This is a genomic window from Limosilactobacillus portuensis (assembly GCF_028607025.1).
GTDB classification, from domain to species: domain Bacteria; phylum Bacillota; class Bacilli; order Lactobacillales; family Lactobacillaceae; genus Limosilactobacillus; species Limosilactobacillus portuensis.
In genome coordinates this window covers 617,230-642,183 of sequence record NZ_CP117296.1, presented here as the reverse complement: position 1 = coordinate 642,183, position 24,954 = coordinate 617,230, and the positions used below count along the sequence as shown (strand labels likewise).

General features: G+C 39.6%; 27 protein-coding genes and 1 other annotated feature. Of the genes, 1 reads left to right on the top strand and 26 read right to left on the bottom strand.

From position 1 onward, the window contains the following. The first annotated feature begins 110 nt into the window (after positions 1–110). Complete coding sequence (locus tag PRK60_RS03230; RefSeq protein WP_392391050.1) at positions 111–1,433, top strand: MATE family efflux transporter; 1,323 nt, start codon at positions 111–113, stop codon at positions 1,431–1,433. A 55-nt stretch (positions 1,434–1,488) separates the two neighbouring features. On the opposite strand, the gene yjeM is transcribed toward PRK60_RS03230, so the two are convergent. From yjeM to polA, 26 genes are all read right to left on the bottom strand, one after another. Then, positions 1,489–2,931, bottom strand: a complete 1,443-nt coding sequence (gene yjeM, locus PRK60_RS03225) for a glutamate/gamma-aminobutyrate family transporter YjeM (RefSeq protein ID WP_273646424.1) — start codon at positions 2,929–2,931, stop codon at positions 1,489–1,491. Positions 2,932–3,224: 293 nt separating this feature from the next. After that, entirely contained in the window at positions 3,225–5,000 is a 1,776-nt protein-coding gene (locus tag PRK60_RS03220; protein WP_273646316.1) for an ABC transporter ATP-binding protein, read from the bottom strand. A 32-nt stretch (positions 5,001–5,032) separates the two neighbouring features. After that, entirely contained in the window at positions 5,033–5,653 is a 621-nt protein-coding gene (locus tag PRK60_RS03215; RefSeq protein WP_273646315.1) for a MarR family winged helix-turn-helix transcriptional regulator, read from the bottom strand. 544 nt (positions 5,654–6,197) lie between these two features. Continuing rightward, on the bottom strand, positions 6,198–7,682 hold the full coding sequence (locus tag PRK60_RS03210) for a HAMP domain-containing sensor histidine kinase (RefSeq protein WP_102169451.1): 1,485 nt from the start codon (positions 7,680–7,682) through the stop codon (positions 6,198–6,200). Between the two features lie 9 nt (positions 7,683–7,691). Next, entirely contained in the window at positions 7,692–8,378 is a 687-nt protein-coding gene (locus tag PRK60_RS03205; RefSeq protein WP_273646314.1) for a response regulator transcription factor, read from the bottom strand. Positions 8,379–8,512: 134 nt separating this feature from the next. Further along, positions 8,513–9,400, bottom strand: a complete 888-nt coding sequence (locus tag PRK60_RS03200) for an IS3 family transposase (RefSeq protein ID WP_260846181.1) — start codon at positions 9,398–9,400, stop codon at positions 8,513–8,515. 8 nt (positions 9,401–9,408) lie between these two features. After that, a complete protein-coding gene (locus tag PRK60_RS03195; protein ID WP_102169382.1) occupies positions 9,409–9,942 on the bottom strand; it encodes a helix-turn-helix domain-containing protein in 534 nt (177 codons plus the stop codon). Between the two features lie 152 nt (positions 9,943–10,094). Beyond that, positions 10,095–10,274 carry a 50S ribosomal protein L32 gene (gene rpmF, locus PRK60_RS03190; RefSeq protein WP_003717284.1) on the bottom strand — a complete coding sequence of 60 codons (180 nt, stop codon included), beginning with the start codon at positions 10,272–10,274 and terminating at the stop codon, positions 10,095–10,097. 52 nt (positions 10,275–10,326) lie between these two features. Continuing rightward, positions 10,327–10,893, bottom strand: coding sequence for a YceD family protein (locus tag PRK60_RS03185; RefSeq protein ID WP_098044749.1), 567 nt, complete (start codon positions 10,891–10,893; stop codon positions 10,327–10,329). A gap of 77 nt (positions 10,894–10,970) precedes the next feature. After that, the gene (locus tag PRK60_RS03180) at positions 10,971–12,113 is read right to left on the bottom strand and encodes a nucleotidyltransferase (RefSeq protein WP_216972320.1); all 1,143 of its coding nucleotides are present in this window, start codon (positions 12,111–12,113) and stop codon (positions 10,971–10,973) included. A gap of 8 nt (positions 12,114–12,121) precedes the next feature. Further along, the gene (locus tag PRK60_RS03175; RefSeq protein ID WP_102169159.1) at positions 12,122–12,865 is read right to left on the bottom strand and encodes a class I SAM-dependent DNA methyltransferase; all 744 of its coding nucleotides are present in this window, start codon (positions 12,863–12,865) and stop codon (positions 12,122–12,124) included. Beyond that, on the bottom strand, positions 12,865–13,221 hold the full coding sequence (gene rsfS / locus PRK60_RS03170) for a ribosome silencing factor (protein WP_102169158.1): 357 nt from the start codon (positions 13,219–13,221) through the stop codon (positions 12,865–12,867). Before rsfS ends, PRK60_RS03175 begins: the two co-directional genes overlap by 1 nt. Further along, entirely contained in the window at positions 13,222–13,839 is a 618-nt protein-coding gene (gene yqeK, locus PRK60_RS03165) for a bis(5'-nucleosyl)-tetraphosphatase (symmetrical) YqeK (protein WP_102169157.1), read from the bottom strand. Then, the gene (locus PRK60_RS03160) at positions 13,832–14,482 is read right to left on the bottom strand and encodes a nicotinate-nucleotide adenylyltransferase (RefSeq protein ID WP_273646313.1); all 651 of its coding nucleotides are present in this window, start codon (positions 14,480–14,482) and stop codon (positions 13,832–13,834) included. The genes yqeK and PRK60_RS03160 overlap by 8 nt, the downstream gene beginning before the upstream one ends. Before the next feature lie 15 nt (positions 14,483–14,497). After that, the gene (gene yhbY, locus PRK60_RS03155) at positions 14,498–14,809 is read right to left on the bottom strand and encodes a ribosome assembly RNA-binding protein YhbY (RefSeq protein WP_102169155.1); all 312 of its coding nucleotides are present in this window, start codon (positions 14,807–14,809) and stop codon (positions 14,498–14,500) included. A gap of 14 nt (positions 14,810–14,823) precedes the next feature. After that, positions 14,824–15,951, bottom strand: a complete 1,128-nt coding sequence (gene yqeH, locus PRK60_RS03150) for a ribosome biogenesis GTPase YqeH (RefSeq protein ID WP_102169154.1) — start codon at positions 15,949–15,951, stop codon at positions 14,824–14,826. Continuing rightward, positions 15,944–16,474: a YqeG family HAD IIIA-type phosphatase gene (locus PRK60_RS03145; protein WP_148444568.1), complete on the bottom strand. Its 531-nt coding sequence runs from the start codon at positions 16,472–16,474 to the stop codon at positions 15,944–15,946. The genes yqeH and PRK60_RS03145 overlap by 8 nt, the downstream gene beginning before the upstream one ends. Before the next feature lie 150 nt (positions 16,475–16,624). Next, complete coding sequence (rplT, locus tag PRK60_RS03140) at positions 16,625–16,978, bottom strand: 50S ribosomal protein L20 (RefSeq protein ID WP_003717274.1); 354 nt, start codon at positions 16,976–16,978, stop codon at positions 16,625–16,627. A gap of 41 nt (positions 16,979–17,019) precedes the next feature. Continuing rightward, on the bottom strand, positions 17,020–17,217 hold the full coding sequence (rpmI, locus tag PRK60_RS03135; RefSeq protein ID WP_003715352.1) for a 50S ribosomal protein L35: 198 nt from the start codon (positions 17,215–17,217) through the stop codon (positions 17,020–17,022). 25 nt (positions 17,218–17,242) lie between these two features. Continuing rightward, a complete protein-coding gene (gene infC, locus PRK60_RS03130) occupies positions 17,243–17,755 on the bottom strand; it encodes a translation initiation factor IF-3 (RefSeq protein ID WP_003717273.1) in 513 nt (170 codons plus the stop codon). A 41-nt stretch (positions 17,756–17,796) separates the two neighbouring features. Then, positions 17,797–17,927 (bottom strand) — a sequence feature (ribosomal protein L20 leader region). A gap of 60 nt (positions 17,928–17,987) precedes the next feature. After that, on the bottom strand, positions 17,988–18,926 hold the full coding sequence (gene dnaI, locus PRK60_RS03125) for a primosomal protein DnaI (RefSeq protein ID WP_273646312.1): 939 nt from the start codon (positions 18,924–18,926) through the stop codon (positions 17,988–17,990). Then, on the bottom strand, positions 18,923–20,302 hold the full coding sequence (locus PRK60_RS03120; RefSeq protein WP_273646311.1) for a replication initiation and membrane attachment family protein: 1,380 nt from the start codon (positions 20,300–20,302) through the stop codon (positions 18,923–18,925). Before PRK60_RS03120 ends, dnaI begins: the two co-directional genes overlap by 4 nt. A gap of 17 nt (positions 20,303–20,319) precedes the next feature. Then, the gene (gene nrdR / locus PRK60_RS03115) at positions 20,320–20,784 is read right to left on the bottom strand and encodes a transcriptional regulator NrdR (RefSeq protein ID WP_102169149.1); all 465 of its coding nucleotides are present in this window, start codon (positions 20,782–20,784) and stop codon (positions 20,320–20,322) included. A 42-nt stretch (positions 20,785–20,826) separates the two neighbouring features. Next, complete coding sequence (gene coaE, locus PRK60_RS03110; RefSeq protein ID WP_273646310.1) at positions 20,827–21,432, bottom strand: dephospho-CoA kinase; 606 nt, start codon at positions 21,430–21,432, stop codon at positions 20,827–20,829. Next, a complete protein-coding gene (gene mutM, locus PRK60_RS03105) occupies positions 21,425–22,267 on the bottom strand; it encodes a DNA-formamidopyrimidine glycosylase (protein WP_273646309.1) in 843 nt (280 codons plus the stop codon). Before mutM ends, coaE begins: the two co-directional genes overlap by 8 nt. An 18-nt stretch (positions 22,268–22,285) precedes the next feature. Further along, positions 22,286–24,946, bottom strand: a complete 2,661-nt coding sequence (polA, locus tag PRK60_RS03100; protein WP_273646308.1) for a DNA polymerase I — start codon at positions 24,944–24,946, stop codon at positions 22,286–22,288. Positions 24,947–24,954: the final 8 nt, after the last annotated feature.

Below are 24,954 nucleotides of genomic sequence, written 5' to 3'. Positions count from 1 at the left end.
TTGCTAAGATAAAGTTAATGAAATAAGAGCCACAAAATCGCCGGGTTTTGTTTATAAATTATTTTACTTTCCAAACAGGCGTCCAAATTTCTGGAGGATGGGAAGCTAATCTGGAGGTTTTTATTTTGCCAATCACTAAAGAAGTTTTTCATTATGTTAGTCGAAACATTATTGCCATGCTTGGAACATCAATTTATGTTTTGATTGACACCCTTTTTATTTCAATTGCTGCGGTCGCATTAGGATTAACTGCGCTTAACCTTGCTCTGCCCATCTTTAATCTCTTTAACGCCCTTGGTTTATTACTCGGTGTTGGTGGTGCAACAATTTTTTCGCTAAATAAAATTCTCCACCCTGAGCGGATTGAATCATTATACAGCTCACTAATGATCTCCGCGGCAATTCTGGGAATAGCACTTGCAATTCTAATTGACATTTTTTCAGTCGGAATTGTTGACTTTCTCGGTGCCAATAATGCTACAAGAGAACTCGCTATTACCTATGTACGAATAGTGGCATGGTGTGGCCCATTTGTAATGTGCAACTATGTTAGTATCAACTTTATTCGTAATGATGGCAACCCAACCTTAACCATGTTGGCGACTGTTATCGAAACATCATCAGTAATTATCATTGACTGGTTCTTCATCTTTGGCCTCGGTTTAAAAATGGAGGGAGCCGCTTTAGCAGTAATCTTTTCACCCGCAATTAGTCTAGTAGTTTTATCATTTCACCGGAAATTTAAAAATCGTCGACTTCACTTTCACTTTGTTCGTCCTTCCTTTAAGCCACTCATTGAATCAGCACGACTAGGTTCTGCGGCAGCACTAAATGAATTAAGCACCGGTGTTAGCGTCTTCTTCTTTAACCATGTTCTTTTAATGCTAGCAAACAACTATGCCGTTGCGGCTTATGGTGTTATTTCAAACATTGCAATCGTGGTTCTAGCAATTGCTAACGGGGTTGCCCTCGGAGTTCAACCAGTTGCTAGTCGCGAATACGGTGAACACCATTTCAGCAACGTATCGCACGCATTAAGGGTTGGGATCATCATTACACTTGCGTTAGCACTTACTGAATTTATCATCTTAACTACATTTAAGTACCCAATCATCGGTCTTTTTAATACTCAAAATTCACTTCAGCTCGTTCATTATGCCGCTGTAGGACTACCAATTTACTTCACGAGCGCCTTCTTCAGCGCCTTAAATTACCTCTTTATTTTGTTCTTAACAGCGACTAATTCAGCTCGTGCTTCGTTTGCTCTATCACTGCTCCGCGGTTACCTGGTTCTCCTACCATTAATATTTATTCTGCCGTTTTTCTTTGGCCTTAAGGGCGTTTGGGCAGCAGTTCCGTTAACTGAACTAATTGTCACGGGAATTGGAATCGTCTTAATTCATCAACGGATTATTCAATACAATGATATTTAAAATTAAAACAACCTAAGATTAGTTCAGAACGAAAATAATCTTAGGTTGTTTTTAGTTATGCTCGGGCATGCTTAGATGCATAATCATAAAGCACCCACGCAACGATTCCAAAGAAGACCGGTCCAATTGCTGTCCAAAAGGCTGTTTGATAATCATGATCCAAAATCGGCTGGATACAAGTAAAGATGATTCCCAAACAAACAATAATTTCGACAAACCATACCAGAACCTTAGTCCAAAAGCGATTCTTAAATGCCACAAATTCACGTGGAATATCTTTCCGCTGAAATGCTGGAAATGCTCCAACCAAGAAAATATATGGCGCACAAGTGGAAACATTCCCCATATCAGTTAGGATCTGATAAAAACTAGCTGCCGCAGAACCACCAAAGGCTACTAGAAAGATAATTACTGAAATAATGATTGCTTGAATCCACATTGCAAAAGCGGGCATTCCATGTTGATTCAACTTGGTAACACGTGCTGGCCATAAATCAGGGTTTGATCCCATAATAAAAGACTTAATTGGCGTATACACAAGGATAAACATTGCACCAAGCATCCCCATTAACCCGGCAAGGGCAATCAACCGGGTAAATAAATCTCCTAAGAATAGATTTACTCCATGACTTAACCCTAGAGAAACGCCCATCATGTAACCTAAACGATGGAAAACAACATATGTTACATTCCCCAGATTAACACTTGATTTAGCAATTACTTGATTATAATTTACACTAAATCCAGTCATTACAATCATTAATACATAACTACCAATGGTCAAGATAGCCCCAATTGTTAACCCCTTAGGAAAAGTTCTTGAAGGATTTTTCATACTATCAGTAACCCCACCAAGATTTTCCATTCCTGCATATGCAAAGATCGCATAAACTACAAATGAAATAATTGCAATTGGTGTTTGAAATGATGGATTAGGCGATACAAAAAATGTCTTAATTCCATCAATTGGCTGTGCCGGAACACCATGATTTGCAATAATCGTAATTAAACTAGCAAAAATAAAGATAAAGTTCATTATGATCATGAAGGCACCACCAAAGGAACTAATCTTTGTAATACCATTAATTCCCCGCGAGCTTAACCAGGTAACAACGATTACAAAAATAATTGCCAAAATCCCGATCAACTGCGTCGAATCTAAAGCGCCAATATGCCAACTTTGCGTAGTATCGCGCCCAAAAAGCAATGCTGATAACGTAATCCAAAGTCGTGAAGCACTCGAAATAATCCACAGGACCCAACTAGCAAGCCAGATAAACGTTCCAATGAATGCAAGCTTTTCGCCAATTGAACCCGCTAGCCAAGAGTAGATTCCCCCTTTTGCTTCGTTAAATGCTGAACCATACTCGGCCATCATTAAACAACACGGGAAGAAAAAACAGATTCCCCCAATAATATACCAAAACATTCCAGCATATGACATCTGAGCATAGGCAATCGAAACATTTCCGAATCCATAAATGGTCGAAATGATCATCAAGACCAGCGTTGGTGTCGTAATTAACTTTTTCTTTTCCGTCGCCACGGATCTTCAACTCCTTATTCCAATTCCTTAACAATATTAAGTTATCCGCTTACATTATAAGCCTAAATCAACAAAATTTGTACAAACGATCACAATTCATTGCTCTTTATATATAATTATGAAGCCGTGACATAAGCCCTATTGCTTAGATAAAGTATGAACAGTCCAGTACACAAACAGGAGCGTAAAAACGAGGTCATAAATGACTTCGTTTTTACGCTCCCATCCTTTATCCAATATTCTGTTTAATTTTCTCCATTACTTGCCTTAAATTGATTGTGAACATATTCAGCATAAAGCGGTGTACTCTTAATTAATTCCTTATGAGTACCGGATCCTGAAACTGTTCCATGATCAATAAAGTAAATTTGATCAGCATCTACAATGGTACTTAAACGATGCGCAATTATTAAGGTAGTTCGTCCCTTCATCAGGGTTGCTAATGCTTTTTGAACCATTGATTCTGATTCAGAATCGAGACTAGCGGTTGCTTCATCAAGCATTAAGATCTTTGGATTACGCAGGAATGCCCGAGCAATTGCGATTCGTTGTCGTTGACCACCAGAAATTTTAACACCACGTTCACCAATTTCAGTATCAAGTTGGTTGTCTAATTCCCGAACGAACTTATCTGCATACGCCATTTCTAATACCCGCCATAGTTCATCATCATTCACTTCACGGTCCAAGCCATAGATCAGATTTTCGCGAATCGTTCCTGGCATTACCGCTGAATTTTGACCAACTAAGCCAATTTGTTTTCGCCAGTAACTAAGACTGATATTATCAATGTTTTCATTACCGATTTTAATTGTTCCAGCAGTTGGCTGGTAGAAACGTTCAATCAGCGAGAAGATCGTCGTCTTTCCACCACCAGACGGACCAGCAAAAGCAACCACGGTATTTGGTTTAGCAACCACATTAATATCATGTAAAATTTGCTTTCCTTCTTCGTACGCAAAGTCAACATGTTCTAGTTTCAATGGCTGATCAATTACCGTAATCTCTTTTTCTGCTTTAGCCTTTTCTTCATCTTCATTGAGCATTTCTTGGATCCGTTCAGTTGAGCCACTAGTCTTAGCTAACTCGTTAAATAATTGACTAACCATCATAACGGGACCCATCATTTGGAAAAGATACATTAAGAAGGAAATTAGCGTCCCCATTGATAATGAATGGTTCATTACACGGACCGCACCATAGCTTAAAACACCGATGAAGAGCACCATCATCATCATATTTGTTAATGGGGTCGTTAACGAGTTGATTTTTGCTTCTTTAACACCAATATTGTATAGGTTATTAATTCGTTGTTTTCCGGTAACTAATTCTTTTTTCTCCGAATTTGAAGATTTTACTAAGCGAATTTCACTAAGAATATTAGTTGAGTCTCCGGCGAAATTTGCCAATTCATCTTGCCGCTTCCAGCCAATCCGTCCAGCAATCTTCATTACCGGCATTACAGCGACAAAAACAATTGGGACCGTGATAAAAATAATCGCCGTCATTTTCCAGTCCATTGCAATCATGATCACTAACGCACCGACGAACTGCAGTAAGGATGTCAACGCATTGGGAACGGTATTTGCTAAGAGGTTCTTCACTTGAGAAGTATCGTTAGATAAACGCGAAGCAATTTCACCGGTTTTAGTCCGATCAAAGTAGCGAACAGGTAGCTTTAATAATTTTCCCCATAACTCACGCCGGAGGTTAGCCACAACATTCTCACCAAATACACCAAGAATTAAACCAGAAAAGGCACTAATAATTATTCCAGCAATAAATAAGCCAATTGTGATTACGACTAATTCTTTATCTAAGTGACCATTATAACTATTGATTAGCTTTTGGGCCATCTTAGGAACCCATAAATTGATTCCAGTAGCAATCAGTCCAATTATAATCCCCAAAATGAACTGCCAATATTTAGGATGAACCTGGTTAATTAATTTAAAGAAGCTTCGAAAATTAAAGCGGCCATGCCCCTTTTCTACTCGAAGTCCGCCATGTCGTTCGTTCATATTCTCTCATCTCCACTTATTATTTTGACTAGCTATTTTTTATTACCAGCAATAATCTTGTCTAGTAACCGTCCTAATTCTGCTTTTTCATTTGCTGTTAAACAGTCGAATAAATGACCAAACATTTCCTTTTGTTGATCCTCAACTTCGCTTGCACGCGCCTTTCCTAGGTCAGTTAAGAAGATTAGGGTAGCTCGTTTATCAGTAGGATCGGTTGTTCGCCTAATATAACCATCATCTTCTAGCTTCCCAAGCGATTCCGAAACAGATGATTGGTTAATACCAGCTTGAGCAGCAATTTGCTTTGCACGAATTCCCTCAGGAGCAGCGACAATAATCGTTAGCAGATTTTCCCGAACTAATCCTTGACGCCCTGAAAAGTCTGGTTGCCGACCGTTCATCATTGAAAAGGCGCCATTCATTGGCCGATCTCCCGACATTGTTCGCCTACTTCTTGGTGAAAATTGATGATCGTTAAACATTCCGTTGGGTCCGATTCCCCTGCCTGGAAATTCTTGACCGTCTCTTCCCAAGCCAAAACCAGGCATTGAACCTTGGAATGGCTGATGAGCATTTGCAAATGAACTTTTCCTGAGAATCACTAAGCTCTTCAACATTTTTTTAATTAATTCCATATTACTAATTTCAGTCATTATTAACTCTCCCTTTCTTTACCAATTTTTTGCTAGTTTAACTAATTTTTCTTCACGTCAGCAGTTGATAACGTGTTACTAGATAAAATAAGGATTAAGATCCCTATCATCACTATTAAGCCAATCAGTTGATGGATAATCATATCATTTCTCCTACTTAATATATTATATGCTTCGGTACCGATGCATATAATATATTACTAGTAATTATTTTTGTCAATATATTTTGGTACCAAATTATTTTTTGTTACCTCGTTATAATACTAGTCAGCTAGGATAGAACAAAATAAGCGCTCAGAGTACGAAAATCTCGCACTTTGAAATTCCGGTTCTACAAATATTCAGTACTGATAAATAATTCTCCATCTGTCGGTGCTTAAGGTATTTCAATTAATAAAAAATGGTTCACCATCAATCAATAATGATTGACAATGAACCAGAATCCTTATTCGTATTTATCAAAATACTCCCCATCACTGAGAATAAAATAAAGTCACAATTAACTTAGTAATTCACTTTACTTCAAAGATATTAAAACAATTTCTCATTTAGTATCTGTATCTAGGTTATCTTCTTCAACGATCGGTAAAATTATCCGAAAAATTGAGCCACCACCTAATGAACTTTCAAGGGTAATCGAACCATGATAGCCTTCAATTAATCGTTTGGCAATAGAAAGTCCTAACCCATTGCCACCTTTTTTCCGACTACGCGCCTTATCAACTCGGTAAAAGCGGTCAAAGACCTTCTTAACATCTTCAGGAGCAATTCCTTCACCGAAATCCTGGACACCAATCTCAACAGTATTCATCCCACGAGAAAGCGAGATATGGATCTCTTTCCGCTCCTGTGAGTACTTAATCGCATTATCACATAAAATTACCAATACCTGTTCTAGATGATCACGGTAGATATTACTAATAACCGGTGAATGAAGATCATCATCTAAAGTAAAAGTAAACTCTGGATAAAGCATTTTAAAATTATTAAATACTTGATGAACCACGTCATTAACAACTGTTTGTTGATTACGGAAGTTAATTTCGACCTGTTCCGCACGACTCAAATCGAGCATCTCTTGAACCAGGTTCTTCATTCTTTTTGTTTCGGCAAGAGAAGCATTTAGTGACTCCGCTAATACTTGAGGATCATCCTTTCCCCAGCGCTGAAGCATTTCCAAATGTCCCTGAATAATTGCGACCGGTGTTCGTAATTCATGACTCACATCACCAACAAATTGCGATTGCTGATCGATATACCGTTGCATTCGGTCCAACATTTCGTTAAACATTGCAGTTAACTCTGCTAACTCATCATTTCTTCCCGTTACAGGAACCCGAATATTCTTTGTCGGGTCCTCACTAATTTCTTTTACCGTATCATGAATATCGCTTAATGGTTGAAGAAGGAAGTACGATAAGAAGTAGCCTAGTAATCCGCTTGTTAGAATCACTAGTAACATAGCAAAGAAACAAACTAATTTGAATTGATTGTAACTCTTATAGTAAGCATTTAGACTATTTTCTACTTTTAGGTAACCAATCAACTGGTGATTCCTATTAGAATAAATTGCTTGCGTTCCAGCAAGAACATTATGCTTGGGACCAGGAACCTCTTTAATTCGTTTGTCCTGTGAGAATTGGAAATGACTTAGCGGCTTACCAGTACTAAAGATATTCTGCTTGTTAGGAGTATAGATGTTAACAATCAGGTGCGAATCACTTAATTCTTGAATAATTGGTCGCCGATAACGTTGGCCATTAACAAAATCATCCCGTTCATGCTCAGGAATAATAATATTATTAATCCCGGTCTTGCTTAAGACTGTGTTACTGCGTCCTAGCTGCTGACTGATTACGTTCATTCCTGAATTAAGCAGCTCACGCTCAGAACTTAAGAGATTCTGCGTAAAAGCACTGAACAGCGACATCGCGACCATGCAAAAGATCAAGAAAGAACCAATAGAAGTTCCTAACGCCCATTTTAATTTTAACGAGAAAAATTTCTTTTGTTTTTGTGATTTTTCCATCAGTCAATCCTAGGAACGAATAACGTATCCTGTACCCCGAACTGTTTGGATGTAGCTCTTCTCACCAGGTTGGTCAATTTTATTCCGTAAGTAACGAATGTAAACATCAACCACGTTAGTTTCAACCTTAGAATCGTAGCCCCAAACTTTACTCAGTAGTTCTTTCCGTGACATTACAACATTAATGTTTTCCATTAGGATCAGAAGAAGTTCATATTCTCGCTTAGTAAGGTTGATTACCTCATCGCCACGACGAACAACCCGATTCTCTTTTTCAATTGTTAAGTCCTTATATTGGACAGTCGTCTGATGTTCCTTATTGCTGCTATCTTCAATATTGATTCGCCGTAACAAAGCACGAACACGAGCTAAAAGCTCTTCAATTGCAAACGGCTTTACAATATAATCATCTGCACCATGATCAAAGCCAGATACTCGATCGATCACAGAGTCCCGAGCAGTCATGATAATAATTGGTGTATTTTTTAATTCACGAACCCGTCGAGCGACTTCAATCCCGTTTAGTTCTGGTAACATTAAATCAAGTAAAATGAGATCAAAGTCCTGGTTAAGAGCTGCTTGCAGTCCTGCACGACCATCTAATTCAACATCGGTCTCATAACCCTCATGCTTAAGCTCCATCTCAACAAACTTTGCTAAATTTTCTTCATCCTCAATAATTAAAATTCGACTCATTGCTTTCACCTACACAATTAATTCTTATTTCGCACATTAATAAAACACAATAATTTTATCACAATTTTCTAATAAACCCCAGCCTTAATATGGTGATGTGAAGTGCAACAAAAAAGTTAGACAAAATTGATTATTTAAGCTACCAAGGTATGATTTCGGTATTCAACCGGAGTCATACCTTTTGTTTTTAAGGAGATACGTTGGTAATTAAAGTAATGAATGTATTGAGCTGAGAGTGATTTTAATTCAGCTAAGTCTTTACATGGTGGGAAACCATCTAATAACTCTGTCTTAAACAGGTGAAAGAAACTCTCCATTGGTGCGTTATCATGACAATTTCCCTTACGGGACATACTTTGAATAAAGTGATTATCAGCTAACTTTTGGGTATAGTACCCCAGTTGATAGTGCCACCCCTGATCAGAATGAATAATTGGTTGAGCATTATCAGGCAGCTTTGTACATAGCTCGTTGAGAGTAGCGGTAATCAACTGTCGATCAGGATGTTGACTCAATTGGAAGGCTAAAACTTCCTTACTGGCTTCATCGATAATTGAGGAAATATAAGCCCAACTGTGATTAGCTAAGCGAACTTGAGAAACATCTGTGTGGAGGACTTGATAAGGAATGGTGGCCTGAAATTGTTGTTTTAGTAGATTATCCGCAACTGTGCCCACATTACCTTCATAAGATGAGTATTTACCACTACGGTGGCGATTATACAGTGCCACTTGAACATCTAATTTCGCCATCAACTTGTTCACCGTCATGTCCGCCAAATGAATGCCCATTGCCCGCAGTTTTTGGTTCACGCGACGATAACCGTAGGTCCATCGTCCGCGGACTTGCCCTTCTTTAGCCACGCTAAGAATCACTTGCTTAACACTCGCATATTTATCATGATGGTTAGCGATGCGCTTGCGCTCATCATGGTAAGTAGCCTTAGGAAGGTTGATTTTATGGAGAATGTCACCAATCTTATAGCGATATTTCTTCGGTAGCGATGCTTGATCTGCCCTGATCTGATCAACTATTTGCGTTTTCTCTTTGCCTTGGAGGGTCCGAACAGGGCCAACGATTTTTTTAAGATGTCACGTTCCAATTTTGTGTCATAGAGTTCTTGGCTTTTCTTGGCAAGTTCTTCTTTTAAACGTTCCACTTCAGTCTTATTAGTAAGACGACGAAGTCGTTTCTTAGTATGTTTCACCTTTGACGGCCTACCTTTCGGGTGAGGTTTCAAGGCTTCAATACCATCTCGCTTGAACTGTGACCGCCAAAGTGAAATTTGGCACGCTTGCACGTCAAATCGAGCCGCTACTTTAACCATCGATTCCTCATGAGTTTGGTAGTAGTCTATCACACTCAACTTAAAATCTGCGGTAAGGGTTCGTGGATGACGACGCCGTTTCAAGGCGTCTATCCCACTTAAGCGATATCTTTGAATCCATTTCCTGATCAGTCGGCTACTGATACTGTATTTGCGCCCCAAGGCTCGAGAACTTTGTGGAGTAGTCAGATATTCGTGGACAATTTTAGCTTTAAAGTCAGGTTTGTATTTAGTCATAAAAAGTGCCTCACAATCGTTAGAACTTTTGTCTAACAATTATGAGGCACTTCAGATGTTTGAAGTAATGTCCACGTAATAAATTAAATTTTAAAAATAAAAAGACCCTTTCAGGTCCGGCGCCTAGAAAAGGATCTTTCTTAATATTGATATTAGTTGTTAGTATCAACAACTTGCTTGCCATCGTAGTAGCCACAATTTGGACATACCATGTGTGACTTGCGAAGTTCACCACAGTTTGGGCAAGGTGCAAGACCAGGTACACTCAACTTGATGTGACCCCGACGCATACGCTTCTTAGTCTTTGAAGTCTTCCGTGCTGGAACAGCCATGTTTGACACCTCCTAAGAAATTAATTATCCACAAATGGTTGTTAACCGTCCGCTACTTTTTTTCATCCTGATCAGGAAATAGTTTTTTCAACTTAGCGAGACGTGGATCAACTTTTTTAGCATTCTGCTGATTAGCTTTATAGTCATCTTCAGTGATAACTTCCCAGCCTTTCCCGTTTGGTAATGACTTACCATCACGTTCATCATCAGAAAGAACTCGTAGCGGAATTTGCTCAACAATGTTTTCGGCCACGGCTTCATCAAAATCAATCTTTTCACCGTGCTTTAAGACAAAGACAATCGCATCATTATCCTCGTCATCTTCATAACGAGAAAGGTGTGCAGGATCATCTACATATGTCTCTGTAAACGAAAAATCGAGTGGCAATGCTACGGGTGTTAATGATCGACTAGAAGGCACAGTTACCGTTGTCTGTACATGAGTACTAATGGTAACATCCCCCTGATCATAACTAACATATCCATCAACCTTAACTGGTTGAACAGCCAAGATGGTGTCCGGAAATGATGTTGTTAAAATCTGGTTTAAATCGAGGGTTGTCTGAATGTGTAGCGGTTCATCTGAATAACGATGCAACTCTGCTATTGACCATTTCATCGTATTAACCTCCTAATGCAACAAGCACAATTATACTAGTCACAAATTTGCTTGTCAATGTTTTATCCTTGACACTTTTAATTCCCTTTACGAACAATAATTGGTGCATGTTTAACGTCTTGTTCCACGTCAGTAAACATTTGATATAACTTTCCTGCCCGATAATCTAAATTAACTAAGCCATCATGTTCATCCTGACCAATCTTGGTTAACAAAGGATATTCCACCTTCTTTTTAACCTGGTGCAAATACCCTTGTCCCCGTTCTGTAAATCCAAGAACATGCAAGTATGGATGAGCACCGGCCTGAGCTATTTGAGAGTTTGTAATTTCCATTACGGCATACAGGCACACACGGAGTAAGCGTGAATAGGTATACCGTTTTGTTTTCACGCGATGAATAAAGCCTTGAAACGTTAATTCGCATTCTGCAGCCTCACGATAACGATACTCTAATCCTTCAGCCATTTGGTAAATCTGGTGAAGCTCTTCTACTGGCGTTTGAATTAGAAAATTCCTTAATAACGGGTATAGTTGTTCCCACTTTGGTAATTTTTTTAATTTAGCTAGTGCAGTTGCAGTCTCTGCGGGCGTTACTCGGTCAATTGCCTCGTGAAGCTCAACTGCCCTGCGAATTGCGCTTGCACTAGCAATTGTACCGGTAACCGTTTGATCATGATACTGACTTCCCAAGCGATTAATTGGGTGAAGGGCAATTGGATACTGATTGTCAATGATTGCTTTATAGTACGCAAAAGCCAAAATATCGTTTGGATCTGTTAACTGATGACCAGTTAATTCATTTAATTGTTGGTTAAATTGCGTTGCATAGGTTGCATTAAATTGTTCAAAAGATTTCTCATTAAAATGCCTTTCTGCCGTTACAAGCTTTGAAAAATCCCACGATGGGTGTTCTGCACCAAAAACCACATCAGTTACCTGTAAATCGTTTAGTAATTGTAGTGCTCCCGCTGCAAAGCGATGAGAAGGCTGAACAGCCATAAAAACAGGTAATTCTACTACTAGATCAACACCGTTTGCCAGTGCTGCTCGTGTTCGCTGCCATTTATCAAGAATTGTCGGTTCACCACGTTGAGTAAAATTACCACTCATTACCGCAACTACTACATCAGCATTCGTAATCTTTTTTGCCTGCTCAATATGATAAATGTGCCCATTATGAAACGGGTTATATTCGGTAACTAACCCAACTGCATGCATCCTAGTTCCTATTTCTGACATTTAAAGAACCACCGCTCATCTTTATCAGTTACCTTATTTTGCCCAAAGTTACTGTAGACCTCAATCCGTTTGAAGCCAACTTGATTTAACGCTGTTTGCAGTTCTACCAACTGATAGGCTCGCTCAAAATGAGTTTCGCCAACCCGCTGATACTCACCATTGCTTAACTGATTGAAAAAAGCTAACTCATGGATTACCCCATGCTTAACCTCATCATCCATAAAACTTCGCCACATAAATGCATGGCGGTGATCCTCGTCTTCATAGTTATACATATAGCCTGGATAGACAACATCAGTTTTATAGGGACTTATCATATCAAATAAAAAGATACCATCAGTGGTCAAATGCTCATAAACCTGACGAAAAGTCATCCGCACGGCAGCTATGTCATCTAGGTAGTTTAGCGAATCAGCATAGCAGGTCACTAAATTATATTGAGGTAAATTAGTAAGGTTCCGCATGTCGGCCTCAATAATTTTCAAATTAACTCCTGCTTCATCAGCATGTTGACTTGCAAGGCTTAACATTTCAGAAGAAAAATCGGCAACCGTAACATCATAGTGGCGTTGAGCTAACATTACAGCAAGACGACCAGCACCTCCAGCAAGCTCTAAGACTTTACTCTCCGCAATAACTTGTCCGTAATTCAAGGTAAAATCAAGCCAACGATTATACAGCTGCTGGTCAAATAATTGGTCGTATAGTTGGGCAAAGCTCTGGTAAATCATTAATCATTAACCCATTCACTAATATTAACCATTGGTGCATCTGACCATAACTTTTCAAGGTTATAAAAGGCCCGCGTTTCTTCACGGAAAACGTGAACAACAACATCGCCAAGATCAATTAGTACCCATTGGGCATGATTTTTCCCTTCGACGCTTCCAATATTAACTTTTTCTTCATGCGCTTTTTCGATAATCGCATTGGCAATTGCTTGTACTTGACGGTCAGAGCCACCAGTCATAATCACAAAGTAATCTGCCATTGGACTAATTTGGTCGACCTTTAAAGCAACAATATCCTCAGCCCGACGACCGTCACCGGCTTTAACTGCCATTTCTAATAGTTGTTTACTATCCATCTAATTTATCTTCCTTTCATATTTTGGTACCCAAGCATTATAGGTTTCAATTGTCTTTGGGTAAACGGGTTTATTATTTGCAATCAAATATTGAAGAGTATGTTTAGTCTGATATGCAACCCCAGCACCAAGATCATCAGCCGTAATTTTTCGTGCTGTTTGAACTCCATCAAAATCCCGTGCTGGTTCAATATAGTCTGCCATATAAATTACTTGTTCTAGCTTACTCATTATTGCAGCCCCAGTTGTATGATGCCGAACCGCATTTAGAATATCCTCATCCCAAATGCCGAGCTCATCTTTTAACAACTCAGCACCAACAACACCGTGCCAAATGGCATTCCCGCAGTTTAACAATTCTGGTGACATTTTTTTATCCTTAATTACTTGGATAAAAACATCATCTGGACGTTGCTTTGCATAATCATGACAAAGACCAGCGATACTAGCCTTTTCGGGATCAACTCCATTAGTCTTTGCCAATTTAATTGCTGTTTTCTCAACTCGAAGTACATGATTAAAGCGTTTCGGACGTAATGCTAAGTGCAGACGTTCTATCAATTCGTCCCGAGTTAATGGAATATAGTGTTTTTGATATTTAATTTGCTCTTCACTCATGATAAAGTCGGTGCTCCTTTATGTATTGTGCAACCTTTTCTGGAACCATGTACCTAATCGACTGCCCCGTTGAGATTCGATGACGAATATCAGTTGAACTAAAAGCAACTAACGGAATGTCAACCCAAATTACCGGATAGTTGGTTTCGTTCTTCGCGCCTTGCCGACGAACTCCCACAAAATGAAAACGGGGTAGCTTTACTAGGTCATTAATTTGGTGCCATTTCGGCAAGTAATCTACCATATCACCACCAATGATAAAGTAATATTCCGTTAACGGGTTTTGTTCCAGCAATTGCTTCATTGTGTCATAGGTATAACTGACCCCACCACGTTTCAGCTCTGCCATTTCAATTCCAAAACGACTATTATCACTAATTGCTAACTTTAACATGTCAACCCGTTCTTGAGCATCAATAGCACTTTTATGATCAATATGCGGAGGAATAAAATCCGGCATAAAATCAACCCGATTTAAACACAATAAGGATTGAACCTGATCCGCCACAAGTAAATGAGCATTATGAACTGGATTAAATGTTCCGCCATATAGGCCGATCCGCTGGCGCTGCTGATTAGGAGCAAGTTGGGGTTGTGACTTAGTAGCTGTTTTTGTACTTGTTAAAACTCCACACTGTTGCAAAAAGCTTCACCTCAACTAGATCTTCTTTACCCGTGATGATAATTCCCGAGCATCCTTGTTTGCAGATACCTTAAAAAGAACTAGTACCCGACCGATGATTTGAACAACCTGAATTTCCGTTTGACTCTCGATAAAGTGTTGAACATCTTTAGGCGTCACATCAGAATTTTGGAGAATATTAACCTTAATTAATTCTCGATGATCTAATGCCCCATCTAATTGATCAACCCAGTTTTGAGTTAATCCTTCCTTACCAACCGCAAAAATTGGTTGAAGATGGTTAGCTTGTGCCCTTAAAAAACGTTTTTGTTTTCCTCTTAATTCCATTCTATACCTCTTTTTTAAATCATTGCTCGCCGTACTAAACTTGAAACACCCCTTGGGACCCAGGCAGCAACGGTTGTCCCTGCTGGAACAGTGATCCAGCCCAAGCCTTCAAACACAACATCACTCTTCTCGGATAAGTGAAACTCTTGACGTTCTAATGGTGGAAATTCTTTTAATTCGTCTTTCGTTGGTGGTGTTAATAATTCGCCAAGATGCTTTTCATAAAAGCGATCAGCATTGCTCAGCTTTGTCCGATGAAGGGGAAGGTTATTATCAAAGTAAGCAATTATCCCCGCATGATGACCTGTTAAGTAATCAAAACGAGCTACTCCACCAATAAAAATAGTCTGTTCCGGATCCAATTGATAAGTCCGTGGCTTAATTTCCTTCTGTGGTGAAACATACTTTAAATCCTTAGCTGATAAAACATGAGCCATTTGATGCTGGTGAATAATTCCTGGAGTATCGATTAACTGATGACCATCATCAAGCGGAATTTCAATTTTATCTAAGGTTGTTCCCGGGAATTTAGACGTTGTAATTAGTTCTTTAATCCCTGTTTGTTGTTTAATTATTTGGTTAACCAGTGTTGATTTACCAACGTTAGTTACCCCAACAAAATAGACATCCCGTTCTTGCCGATATTTATCAATCTCTTCTAACAAGTAATCAATTTGATGATTCTTTTTGGCAGATACAAGAACCGTATCAATTGGCCGTAATCCTGCTAAATTAGCTTGCTGACGTAACCAATCACGAAGCTTCAAACGTCTTAACGAACGAGGTAACAAGTCTTCTTTATTGCCGACAAGTAAAACTGGATTTGAACCAACAAAACGATGCAATCCCGGAATTATACTACCGTTAAAATCAAAAATATCAACAACATAAACAATTAGCGCATTATCATTCCGAATTTGACTAAGAAGACGAAGAAAGTCATCATCACTCAAAGAAACTGGGGCAATTTCATTATAATGCCGGAGTCTAAAGCAACGTCGGCAATATAATTCATTGTTCTTCAATCCTTTTTCGAGTGCTGATTGAGGAGTATAGCCGGGCTCTTTGGGATCAGTCGTTTGAATCTTTGCTCCACAACCAATACATCTTAAATCATCACGATTTTGTTTTTCTTCAGTCATTCAAATCCTCCTGCCATTTTAAATTTGGATAATGCCGGCGCAATTCACGCCAGACATACTTTTCTATCAACCGATTCATTCTGGTAGTCCACTTATCAGTTTGGACGATTGGCTTAACCAAAATACTCCGAACTCCAGCTTGATGAGCAGCCAGCATATCCGTCATTAGCTGATCACCAACCATTACTACCTCATTTTTAGCTAAGCCTAGTTTTTTACGAGCTCGGGTAATCCCAAAGCTTAACGGTTTTAAGGAACGTGACATGAATGGTAGTTTTAAATTAGCAACAGCTTTGGCAACTCGCTTCTTGTTATTATTTGAAATAACAATTAACGGGATCCCCGCTTCCTTTAGTTCTGCCATCCACTGATGTAATTCCGGTGTTCCCTCCGGATTATTCCAAGCGATCAAAGTATTGTCTAAATCACTAAAAACAGCACGAATACCATGAGCCTTTAATTGTTCAGGAGAAACTGAATAAATACTCTCTACCATCCATGTTGGTTTAAACTCTTCTAACAAAGTCATACCTCTCAAATAATTACTATTATTCTAATTATAACGATTGTTTCTTCCAACCGCTACTCTTAACGGCCTAATTAATCTGGGAAAATAAAAAAGCAACGATCCACTGGCTACTCACCAATGACCGTTGCTTCATTTTAAGAACTCTTAGTTAAGAGCCTTCTTTGCTTCGTCAACGATAGCCTTGAATGCTTCAGCATCGTTAACAGCCAAATCAGCTAACATCTTCCGGTTAATGTCAATGTTAGCTAACTTCAAGCCATGCATTAACTTGCTGTAGCTAATATCGTTCATGCGTGCAGCAGCGTTAATCCGGGCAATCCAAAGTTCACGGAACTTACGCTTATTAACCTTCCGGTCACGGAAAGCATAAGTGTAGCTCTTCATTACTTGATCCTTAGCAGTCTTAAAAAGACGGTGCTTTGAACCACGGTAACCCTTTGCTAATTTCATAATGCGCTTACGACGTGCGCGCGTAACAGTTCCACCTTTAACTCGCATGTTGAATTCCTCCTACGTGTTTTTCTTATTTCGAACGAAGTTTACTTAAATGGGAGTAACTTCTTGTAACGTTTTACGTTGGACTTGTCCATCATGCTCAAGCCACGTAATTGACGACGTTGCTTCTTGGTCTTACCGTGGAAACGGTGACTGGTGAATGAATTACCACTCTTGAATCCACCATTAGCAGTACGCTTAAAACGCTTTGCAGCGGCACGGTTAGTCTTCATCTTTGGCATAAGAAAAATTCCCTACTTTCTTAAATTAGTTTTTTGCTTTATCAGCAGCTGGGGCAAGAGTTAAGAAAATACTCCGCCCTTCCATCTTTGGTCGTTGTACAACTGTTGCAATGTCCTCAGTTTCTTTGGCCATTCTTTCAATCATGTCACGACCGATATCCTTATGGGTGATAGCACGACCACGGAATCGTAAGGAAACACGAACTTTATCGCCCTTTTCAATAAACTTACGAACTCGCTTCAATTTGACATTAAAGTCATTCGTATCGATTGAAGGGCTCAACCGAATTTCCTTAACCGTTACAGTCTTTTGCTTCTTTCGAGCTTCACGCTCTTTCTTTTGCATTTCGTAACGGTACTTTCCGTAATCCATGATCCGGGCAACAGCTGGCCGCGCCTTTGGGGCTACCAAAACCAAATCAAGGTTAGCATCTTCAGCTAATTGTAACGCCTCGCGTTTTGACTTAATTCCTAACTGTTCGCCATCCTGACCAATTAGCCGTACTTCACGAGCACGAATACCGTTATTGACAATCATATCTTGAGCTATGGCAACGCACCTCCAATTTTATTAGCGAAAGATCAAGCAAAAAGCGGAGTGCATTCTACACCCCGCTAATAATAAACAACACTATTATTGTTCTTATTTAACTCGTCAGCCCGGCAATTCTTATCACCTAGGCGAGAAGCGGGTGCTCCTGCTTTTTCTTTCAACGTTATCTAGAATACTAAAGCGATCATTCAATGTCAAGGGATAGCATTAAATATTTTTATCCTTTATCACGAAGATTGGCCCCAGCCATTTCATATTGACGAGAAAGGAACTTGATCCGTTCCATAATCCGACTTGCCTTAACCGGCTCTTCTTCTCCCTTTACATTCACCGTCAAGTGGTCTTGAAGCTCATCCATTGAAAAGTTTGAACTAAAGAATGTTGGAAGTTCTTCTTGCATTCGATATTCTAAGATAACACCAAGAATATCGTCTCTGGCCCAAGTGGTCATTGCATCAGCACCAATATCATCAAGCACTAATACTGGGGCCTTTTTTACCGCATCAAGTTTTGAGCCCAAATTATTTGTCTTAATTGAATTACGCATCTCAACAACAAAACTCGGAAAATGCATCATCGTTGTTGCAACACCCTTTTGTTGGGCAAGCTCGTTGGCAATTGCTCCCAAAAGATAAGTCTTCCCAACACCAAACCGACCGTAAAGATATAATCCGGGATGAAATTCATTTGGAGAATATTGATCAACAAAATCAAGGGCTGCATTTAAAGCAATGTTCCGTGTTTCTGTTTGGTACGGCTCATCAATATAAAATCGATCAAAGGAAGCCCCATGAATAAACTTAGGCATATTAATTGAAGAAACCAGTTGCTTAATATGAGCTTGCCGTTGTTGCTCAAGCAGTTTTTTGGTAGGCACATAAGTTACGTCAATTTGTCCCGCATTAACAATCAATTGCGGGGAATAACCCGGCGCTACCGTGGCCGTTCCCTTATTAATCAATTGTTTTTCGTGAAAGTATTCATAAAGCTTGGCCTCGCCTCGCTCAACTGCTTGTGGTGAAAGTTTTTGAGAATTATTCTTCAAAAAGGTGGCAACTTCTGGATCATTCAGAACCTGACTGATCATTTGCTCATAAGCAGGACCGAAATTTTGGCTCTTCATAATTTCTTTCATTGTTTTACTTAACGATTTCATTTACTCTCATCCCCTTCAGAGCCACCCGACTTTTTTCGCCTTGCTAACCGTTGACGAAGCCGCTCTAATTGTTCTGGTGTTGGCTTCTTGATTTGCTGTTCATCTTCATTAGCCCATGCTGGCATCTTTTCGCGAACAGTAGTAGTTCGCTGGCGATAATAGTTTGTTTGACGACTAGTACGTTTCTGCGCCTTTTGATCGTTAAACTCATGGATATGGGCAAGCGCTTCTTCAGCGGTCGCCACTCCAGCACGCATCCAGTTATTAGCAATCGCATTTACATAATTTGCTTGAAGTGTCGGTCGTTTAAGCGATGCAATTACATACCATGAAAGAATATTAACAACGCCTGCATCTAATCGTTGTTCCTGAATTAAGTTCCGAATAATCGCCCGTTCTCCTGAAGTCACAAAGCCACCCATCTGTTGTTTTAGCTGTTGAAGAAACGTCACCGGTGCATAGTATTTACATGTTTCAATTAACTGTTGTTCTTCCTGCGAAAATGCAGTTGTTCTCTTTTCTTCACTAACTTTTTCTTTGTCCGGCCGCTTAGCATCGACCCGGTATTCCTCAGCTATAATTTGTTTAAGTCGCTGCGGACGAATTTTGCTTGTTGTCAAATCAGTTGATTTGGTAATCAGTCGGGCCATTGTCGGTTCATCAATTCCATAGAGTTGGTGCTCAACTTCTATTAAATCACGATTACTACTTAGATCCCTTTCGGTTATGGGCTGGCTCTTTAACAATTGCACTAGAGTCGGCCAGTCAAAATCAACAGTAGCTACCTCTTTCTCTGGTTTCTTTTCACTAACTATTTTTTTGCGAGTAGTAGCGATCTCTGTCGGTAAATGTGTAATCCGCTGATCATCAACATGAAAAGCATCAAAGAAGTTATGGGTAATTTCTTTTAATGTTGCTTGACGATTTCCTAAGGTAAAACGGTTAGCAAATTCACCCAACTCCTTAAAACGCGCCTCGCCAACAGCCTCTAGCAGCAGAATACTAAGAAGGTTATCATTGATAAACTCAGCTGGCGTAAGTGTTGACTGAAGCTCATAAACGAATAAATCACCAAGCTGATCAGTTTGGGCAAAAGTCCGTAGCATCCCGGTTCCTTCCAGGCGTTGAATGCCTTCTTCAGCTGTCTGCAATCCTGCGTTAAGCTGAACTAGTAATTGAGATTGGAGATGCCGATCACTAATTGCTGGTTTTTCGTTCAATTGTGTTCTTAAGGCATGAAACATCGCAAATGCAGCTGTTCCTAATATTGGCTGGTAAAAAAGTTCAAAAACATTTTCATTAAAATTCGACCATTGGTGGCTAGCAGTAACAATATATCCAGCCCCTGGATCAAATATTGATTTGCTTTTAGTCATTATGGCCTCGTTCCCCTTTACTTCTTATCGCTATTTTTCATCATGGATTCCAGCTCGTTCATGAACGCATCAACATCCTTGAATTGACGGTAAACACTTGCAAAACGAATGTAGGCAATTTCGTCAATGTCTTTCAATTCTTGCATGACAAATTTACCGATCACCTGACTGGAGACCTCATTTTCACCAAGGCTGCGAACTTCTTTTTCAATTTTATCAGTTACTTTTGTTAGGCGCTCCATGCTAACAGGACGTTTTTCTGCGGATCTAACAATCCCGTTTAAAATCTTTTGACGACTAAATTCTTGCCGTGTTCCATCTTTTTTTATCACCAATAATGGGGTCTCTTCATACCGTTCAAAAGTGGTAAACCGGAAACCACAGTGAATGCATTCTCGACGTCGTCTAATAAAAGTGCCATCTTCACTTGGCCGACTATCAACAACACGCGAACCGTTTTTATGACAGTGTGGACAACGCATCTGGCCTTCCTCCTTGCTTACTATTAAATAGTTTTCATTTTATCATAACTTATTATTATGCATCTGATCAATTAATCCAGCAACTTGTCGTTTTAATTCTTCCTTACTTCCGTTATTATCAATTACAATATCAGCCAATCGTTTCTTCTTTGCTAATGGTATCTGAGAGTCAATCCGCTGCTCTGCTTCAGTTTGCGAATACCCATTCCGCTTCATTAATCGTTGGACCTGGATTTGATGATCGGTAGTAACAACCACGACCAGGTCACATTCATCAGTATAGTTTTCCTCAAATAGGAGCGGAGCATCTAAAATTACATACGGAATTTGTTGTTTTTGGTAGTTCTTTACCTGTCGCCAGATCTCTTCACGAATCAATGGCTGCATTATCATATTCAACTTAGCTAATTTAGTTTGATCACTGAATACAAGGGAACCCAACGCCTGCCGATTTAACGTTTGGTCAGCATTCAAGATCCCACTCCCGAATACTGCTGTTAACCGTTCTAACCCCTTTGAATGTGCGGTTTGGAGCTGACGAACCACCTGATCCGCGTCAATTACCGGATACCCACTTAACCTTAACAAATTACTAACAGTTGATTTACCAGTTGCAATTCCACCAGTTAATCCAATCAGCTTAGTCATTTTTCATCTCCAATAATGGTTGGCAATGTGGACAAAATGTGGTTCCTCGCTGATTAACTTTTATTTTCACCATTTTTGTACCACAGCGCGGACAATGATCGCCACCGTGACCATACGCATTTAACTGCTCCTGAAATGCACCAGCATCGCCAAACGCATTTTTAAACGTATGAACAGTTGTCCCTTTATACTCAATTGCCCTGGATAACTCTTGAATAATGTTATCATGTAGGACCTGGATCTGTTTATCAGTAAGGGTGTTAGCGGGCTGTTCAGGATTGATCCCGCTCATCCAAAGGACTTCATCAACATAGATATTTCCTAATCCAGCAACATGTCGTTGATTAAGCAAAAACGGTTTTATTTTTCCACGGCTTCGTCGCAAGATTCGTTTAAAGTAGTCAACCTTAAAGTCAGTAGCAGTGGGCTCTGGACCAATTGTTTTTAACCCGCCAACTGTCATCTCATCGCCAGTTTTTACTAGTGTCATTCGGCCAAATTTCCGAGTATCACGGTAGCAAAGTTCTGTTCCATCCGTAAATTTAAAAACAACATGAGTATGCTTATCAACCGAAGTCCCTGCCGGTTGTGTATAGTAACTGCCCTCCATACGCAAGTGAGAAACCATTGTTAGGTGATTACTAAACCGAAAAAGAAGGTATTTGCCACGACGGTCAACAGTTTTGATTGTCTGGCCAATCAGCGACTGCCTAAACTGTTCAACATCATTAGTAATTGTCTTACCATAATGAACATTAATTCCATTAATCTTCCGTCCTGCAGCAATCTTTAATAATCCCCGACGGACCGTTTCAACTTCTGGTAATTCCGGCATCTATCCTTCCTCCTCAAATTATTTCTTTAGATCATACCACGTGTCACCATATTTACTATCGACCTTTAACGGAACAGAAAGTTTAACCGCTGAATCCATTACATCAGGAACCAGTTTACTCAATACTGGAATCTCTTCTTTTGGCGCTTCGAAGACCAATTCGTCATGGATTTGGAGAAGCATCTTAGCCTTTAACTGACGCTTTTCTAATTCATCTTGCATCTTAATCATTGCAATTTTAATGATATCCGCAGCGCTTCCCTGAATTGGCGTATTCATTGCGGTTCGTTCAGCAAATGAACGCCGACTGAAGCTCTTGGCATTAATGTCTGGTAAGTAACGGCGACGATGAGTAATCGTTTCAACATACCCATTTTGCCGTGCAAATTCAATCGTGTTATGAATATAATCCTTAACCTTTGGGAATTCTTTAAAGTAATTTTGAATGAATTCATGAGCTTGACTGCGGCTAACGTGAATTCGTTGGGCTAACCCATAATCACTAATCCCATAAACAATTCCAAAGTTAACTGCCTTTGCCCGCCGACGCATATTACGGTCAATCTCTTGATCCGGCTTTAAATGAAAAATCCGGCGAGCTGTACTGGCATGGATATCCTCACCGTTCTTAAAGTCTTCCTGAAGATTATGATCACCTGTAATATGAGCGAGAACTCGTAATTCAACCTGTGAATAATCAGAAGAGAATATCTGCCACCCTTCATGACTCGGGACAAACGCTTGACGAATAAGCCGCCCTTCTGGTAATCGTACTGGGATGTTCTGTAGATTAGGATCAACCGACGATAAGCGTCCAGTTTGGGTTAATGTTTGTAAATAACGGGTATGGATCTTTTGATCGCTCGAATGAATAACTTTTAGCAGTCCCTTAATATACGTTGATTGAAGCTTTGAGATCTGACGATATTGAAGAATATTTTCCACAATTGGTGCCTGGGGAGCTAATTTTTCGAGAACGTCAACAGCTGTTGAATACCCTGTCTTAGTTTTCTTAATAACAGGTAGCTTTAACTTTTCAAAGAGAATTTTACCAAGCTGTTTAGTAGAGTTAATGTTAAACTCTTCGCCAGCTTCTTGATAAATCTGTTCTTCAATCTCCGTGAGCCGTTCAGTTAACTTGCTCCCCATATTCTTTAACGTTTGCGCGTCAACATGAACCCCAGTAATTTCCATTTTGGCTAAGACCTGGGTTAGTGGCAATTCAATATCAGTATAAAGAGGTAACTGTTCGTTTTTCTTTAACTGTTCAAATAATTGAGGGCGCAATTGTTCAATTGCCCGTGCCTTATTGGCAAGGTGCTGAAAGAACAGCTGATCATCATCAGGGATTGCCCTCTTAGCTCCCTTTCCATAAACCTCTTCATCCGTTTGCACATCATCATATCCATGCTCATGAGCTAATTTTCCCAGATCATTGCTATTGTCATTAGTATTCAAAAGATAGGATGCCAGAAGAAGATCAAAATCAATTCCATCAAGAGCAATTCCTAATCGGTTCAAGCCAACAATCTGTGCTTTTGCATTAAAAACGTCCTTCTTGATCTTAGAATCTGTTAACCAGCTTTTGAGTTCAGGAGTCTTCAGCAATTCAGGATCACGACTTACTAACCACTGTTTATCGTTGCCCAGCGCAAAGCCGGCAAATGGTGAAGTATGATAGTTTGGATCCGGCATCTCTAAGTAAAAGCTTCCCCGATCACCTAATTTAGCAACTAGATCCAGGTTATCAGCGGTTAGTTCTGTATACTCAATCGGTGCAGTTTCAATGTCCTGATCATCTGGTGAAACAGCCATTTTCTTCAAGAATGACTGAAAATCCATCTTCTGGTAGAAATCAATTAGTTTTTCTGTTTGCGGGCCCTTATATTCAAGATCTGCTAGCTTAATTTCAACCGGTGCGTCACGCAAAATTGTGGCTAACGTCTTACACTGTCGAGCAATCTTTTCCTCTTCAATTAGGTGTTCTTTCATCTTGCTCTTTTTCAATTTATCAATATTTTCATAAATACCTTCGACAGAACCAAACTGTTTTACAAGCTTAATTGCGGTCTTTTCCCCAATTTTGGTAACTCCAGGATAATTATCAGAAGTATCACCCATTAAAGCTTTCATATCGATAATCTGAGCTGGTGTGATCCCAAGTTTTTCTTGAACATGTTCTGGCGTATAATGTTCAGTATCAGTAACTCCCTTATGGGTAACTGCTACCGTAGTATGTTCACTGGCGAGTTGGGTTAAGTCACGGTCACCTGTAACGATTAACGTCTCATAACCAGCATCATCGCCTTCCTTAGCGAGGGTTCCGATAATATCATCAGCCTCATAGCCCTTTAATTCATAACTATGTAATCCAGAATCTTTTACTAGTTCACGGACATACGGAAGTTGCTCGGTTAATTCTTCGGGAGTCTTACTCCGGCCACCCTTATAGTCGCCATACATTTTGGTTCGAAAAGTAACCTTACCAGCATCAAAAGCGACTAATGCTGCATCTGGATGAAAATTTGCTAAAACATGATCAAGCATTAATTTGAAGCCATAAATAGCTGCCGTGTGCAGACCGTCCTTGTTAGTAAATTTATCAATCTGGTTGTGCATCGCAAAAAATGCCCGAAAAACAATGCTGTTACCATCAATTAATAATAGTTGCTTTGCCATTTAATACC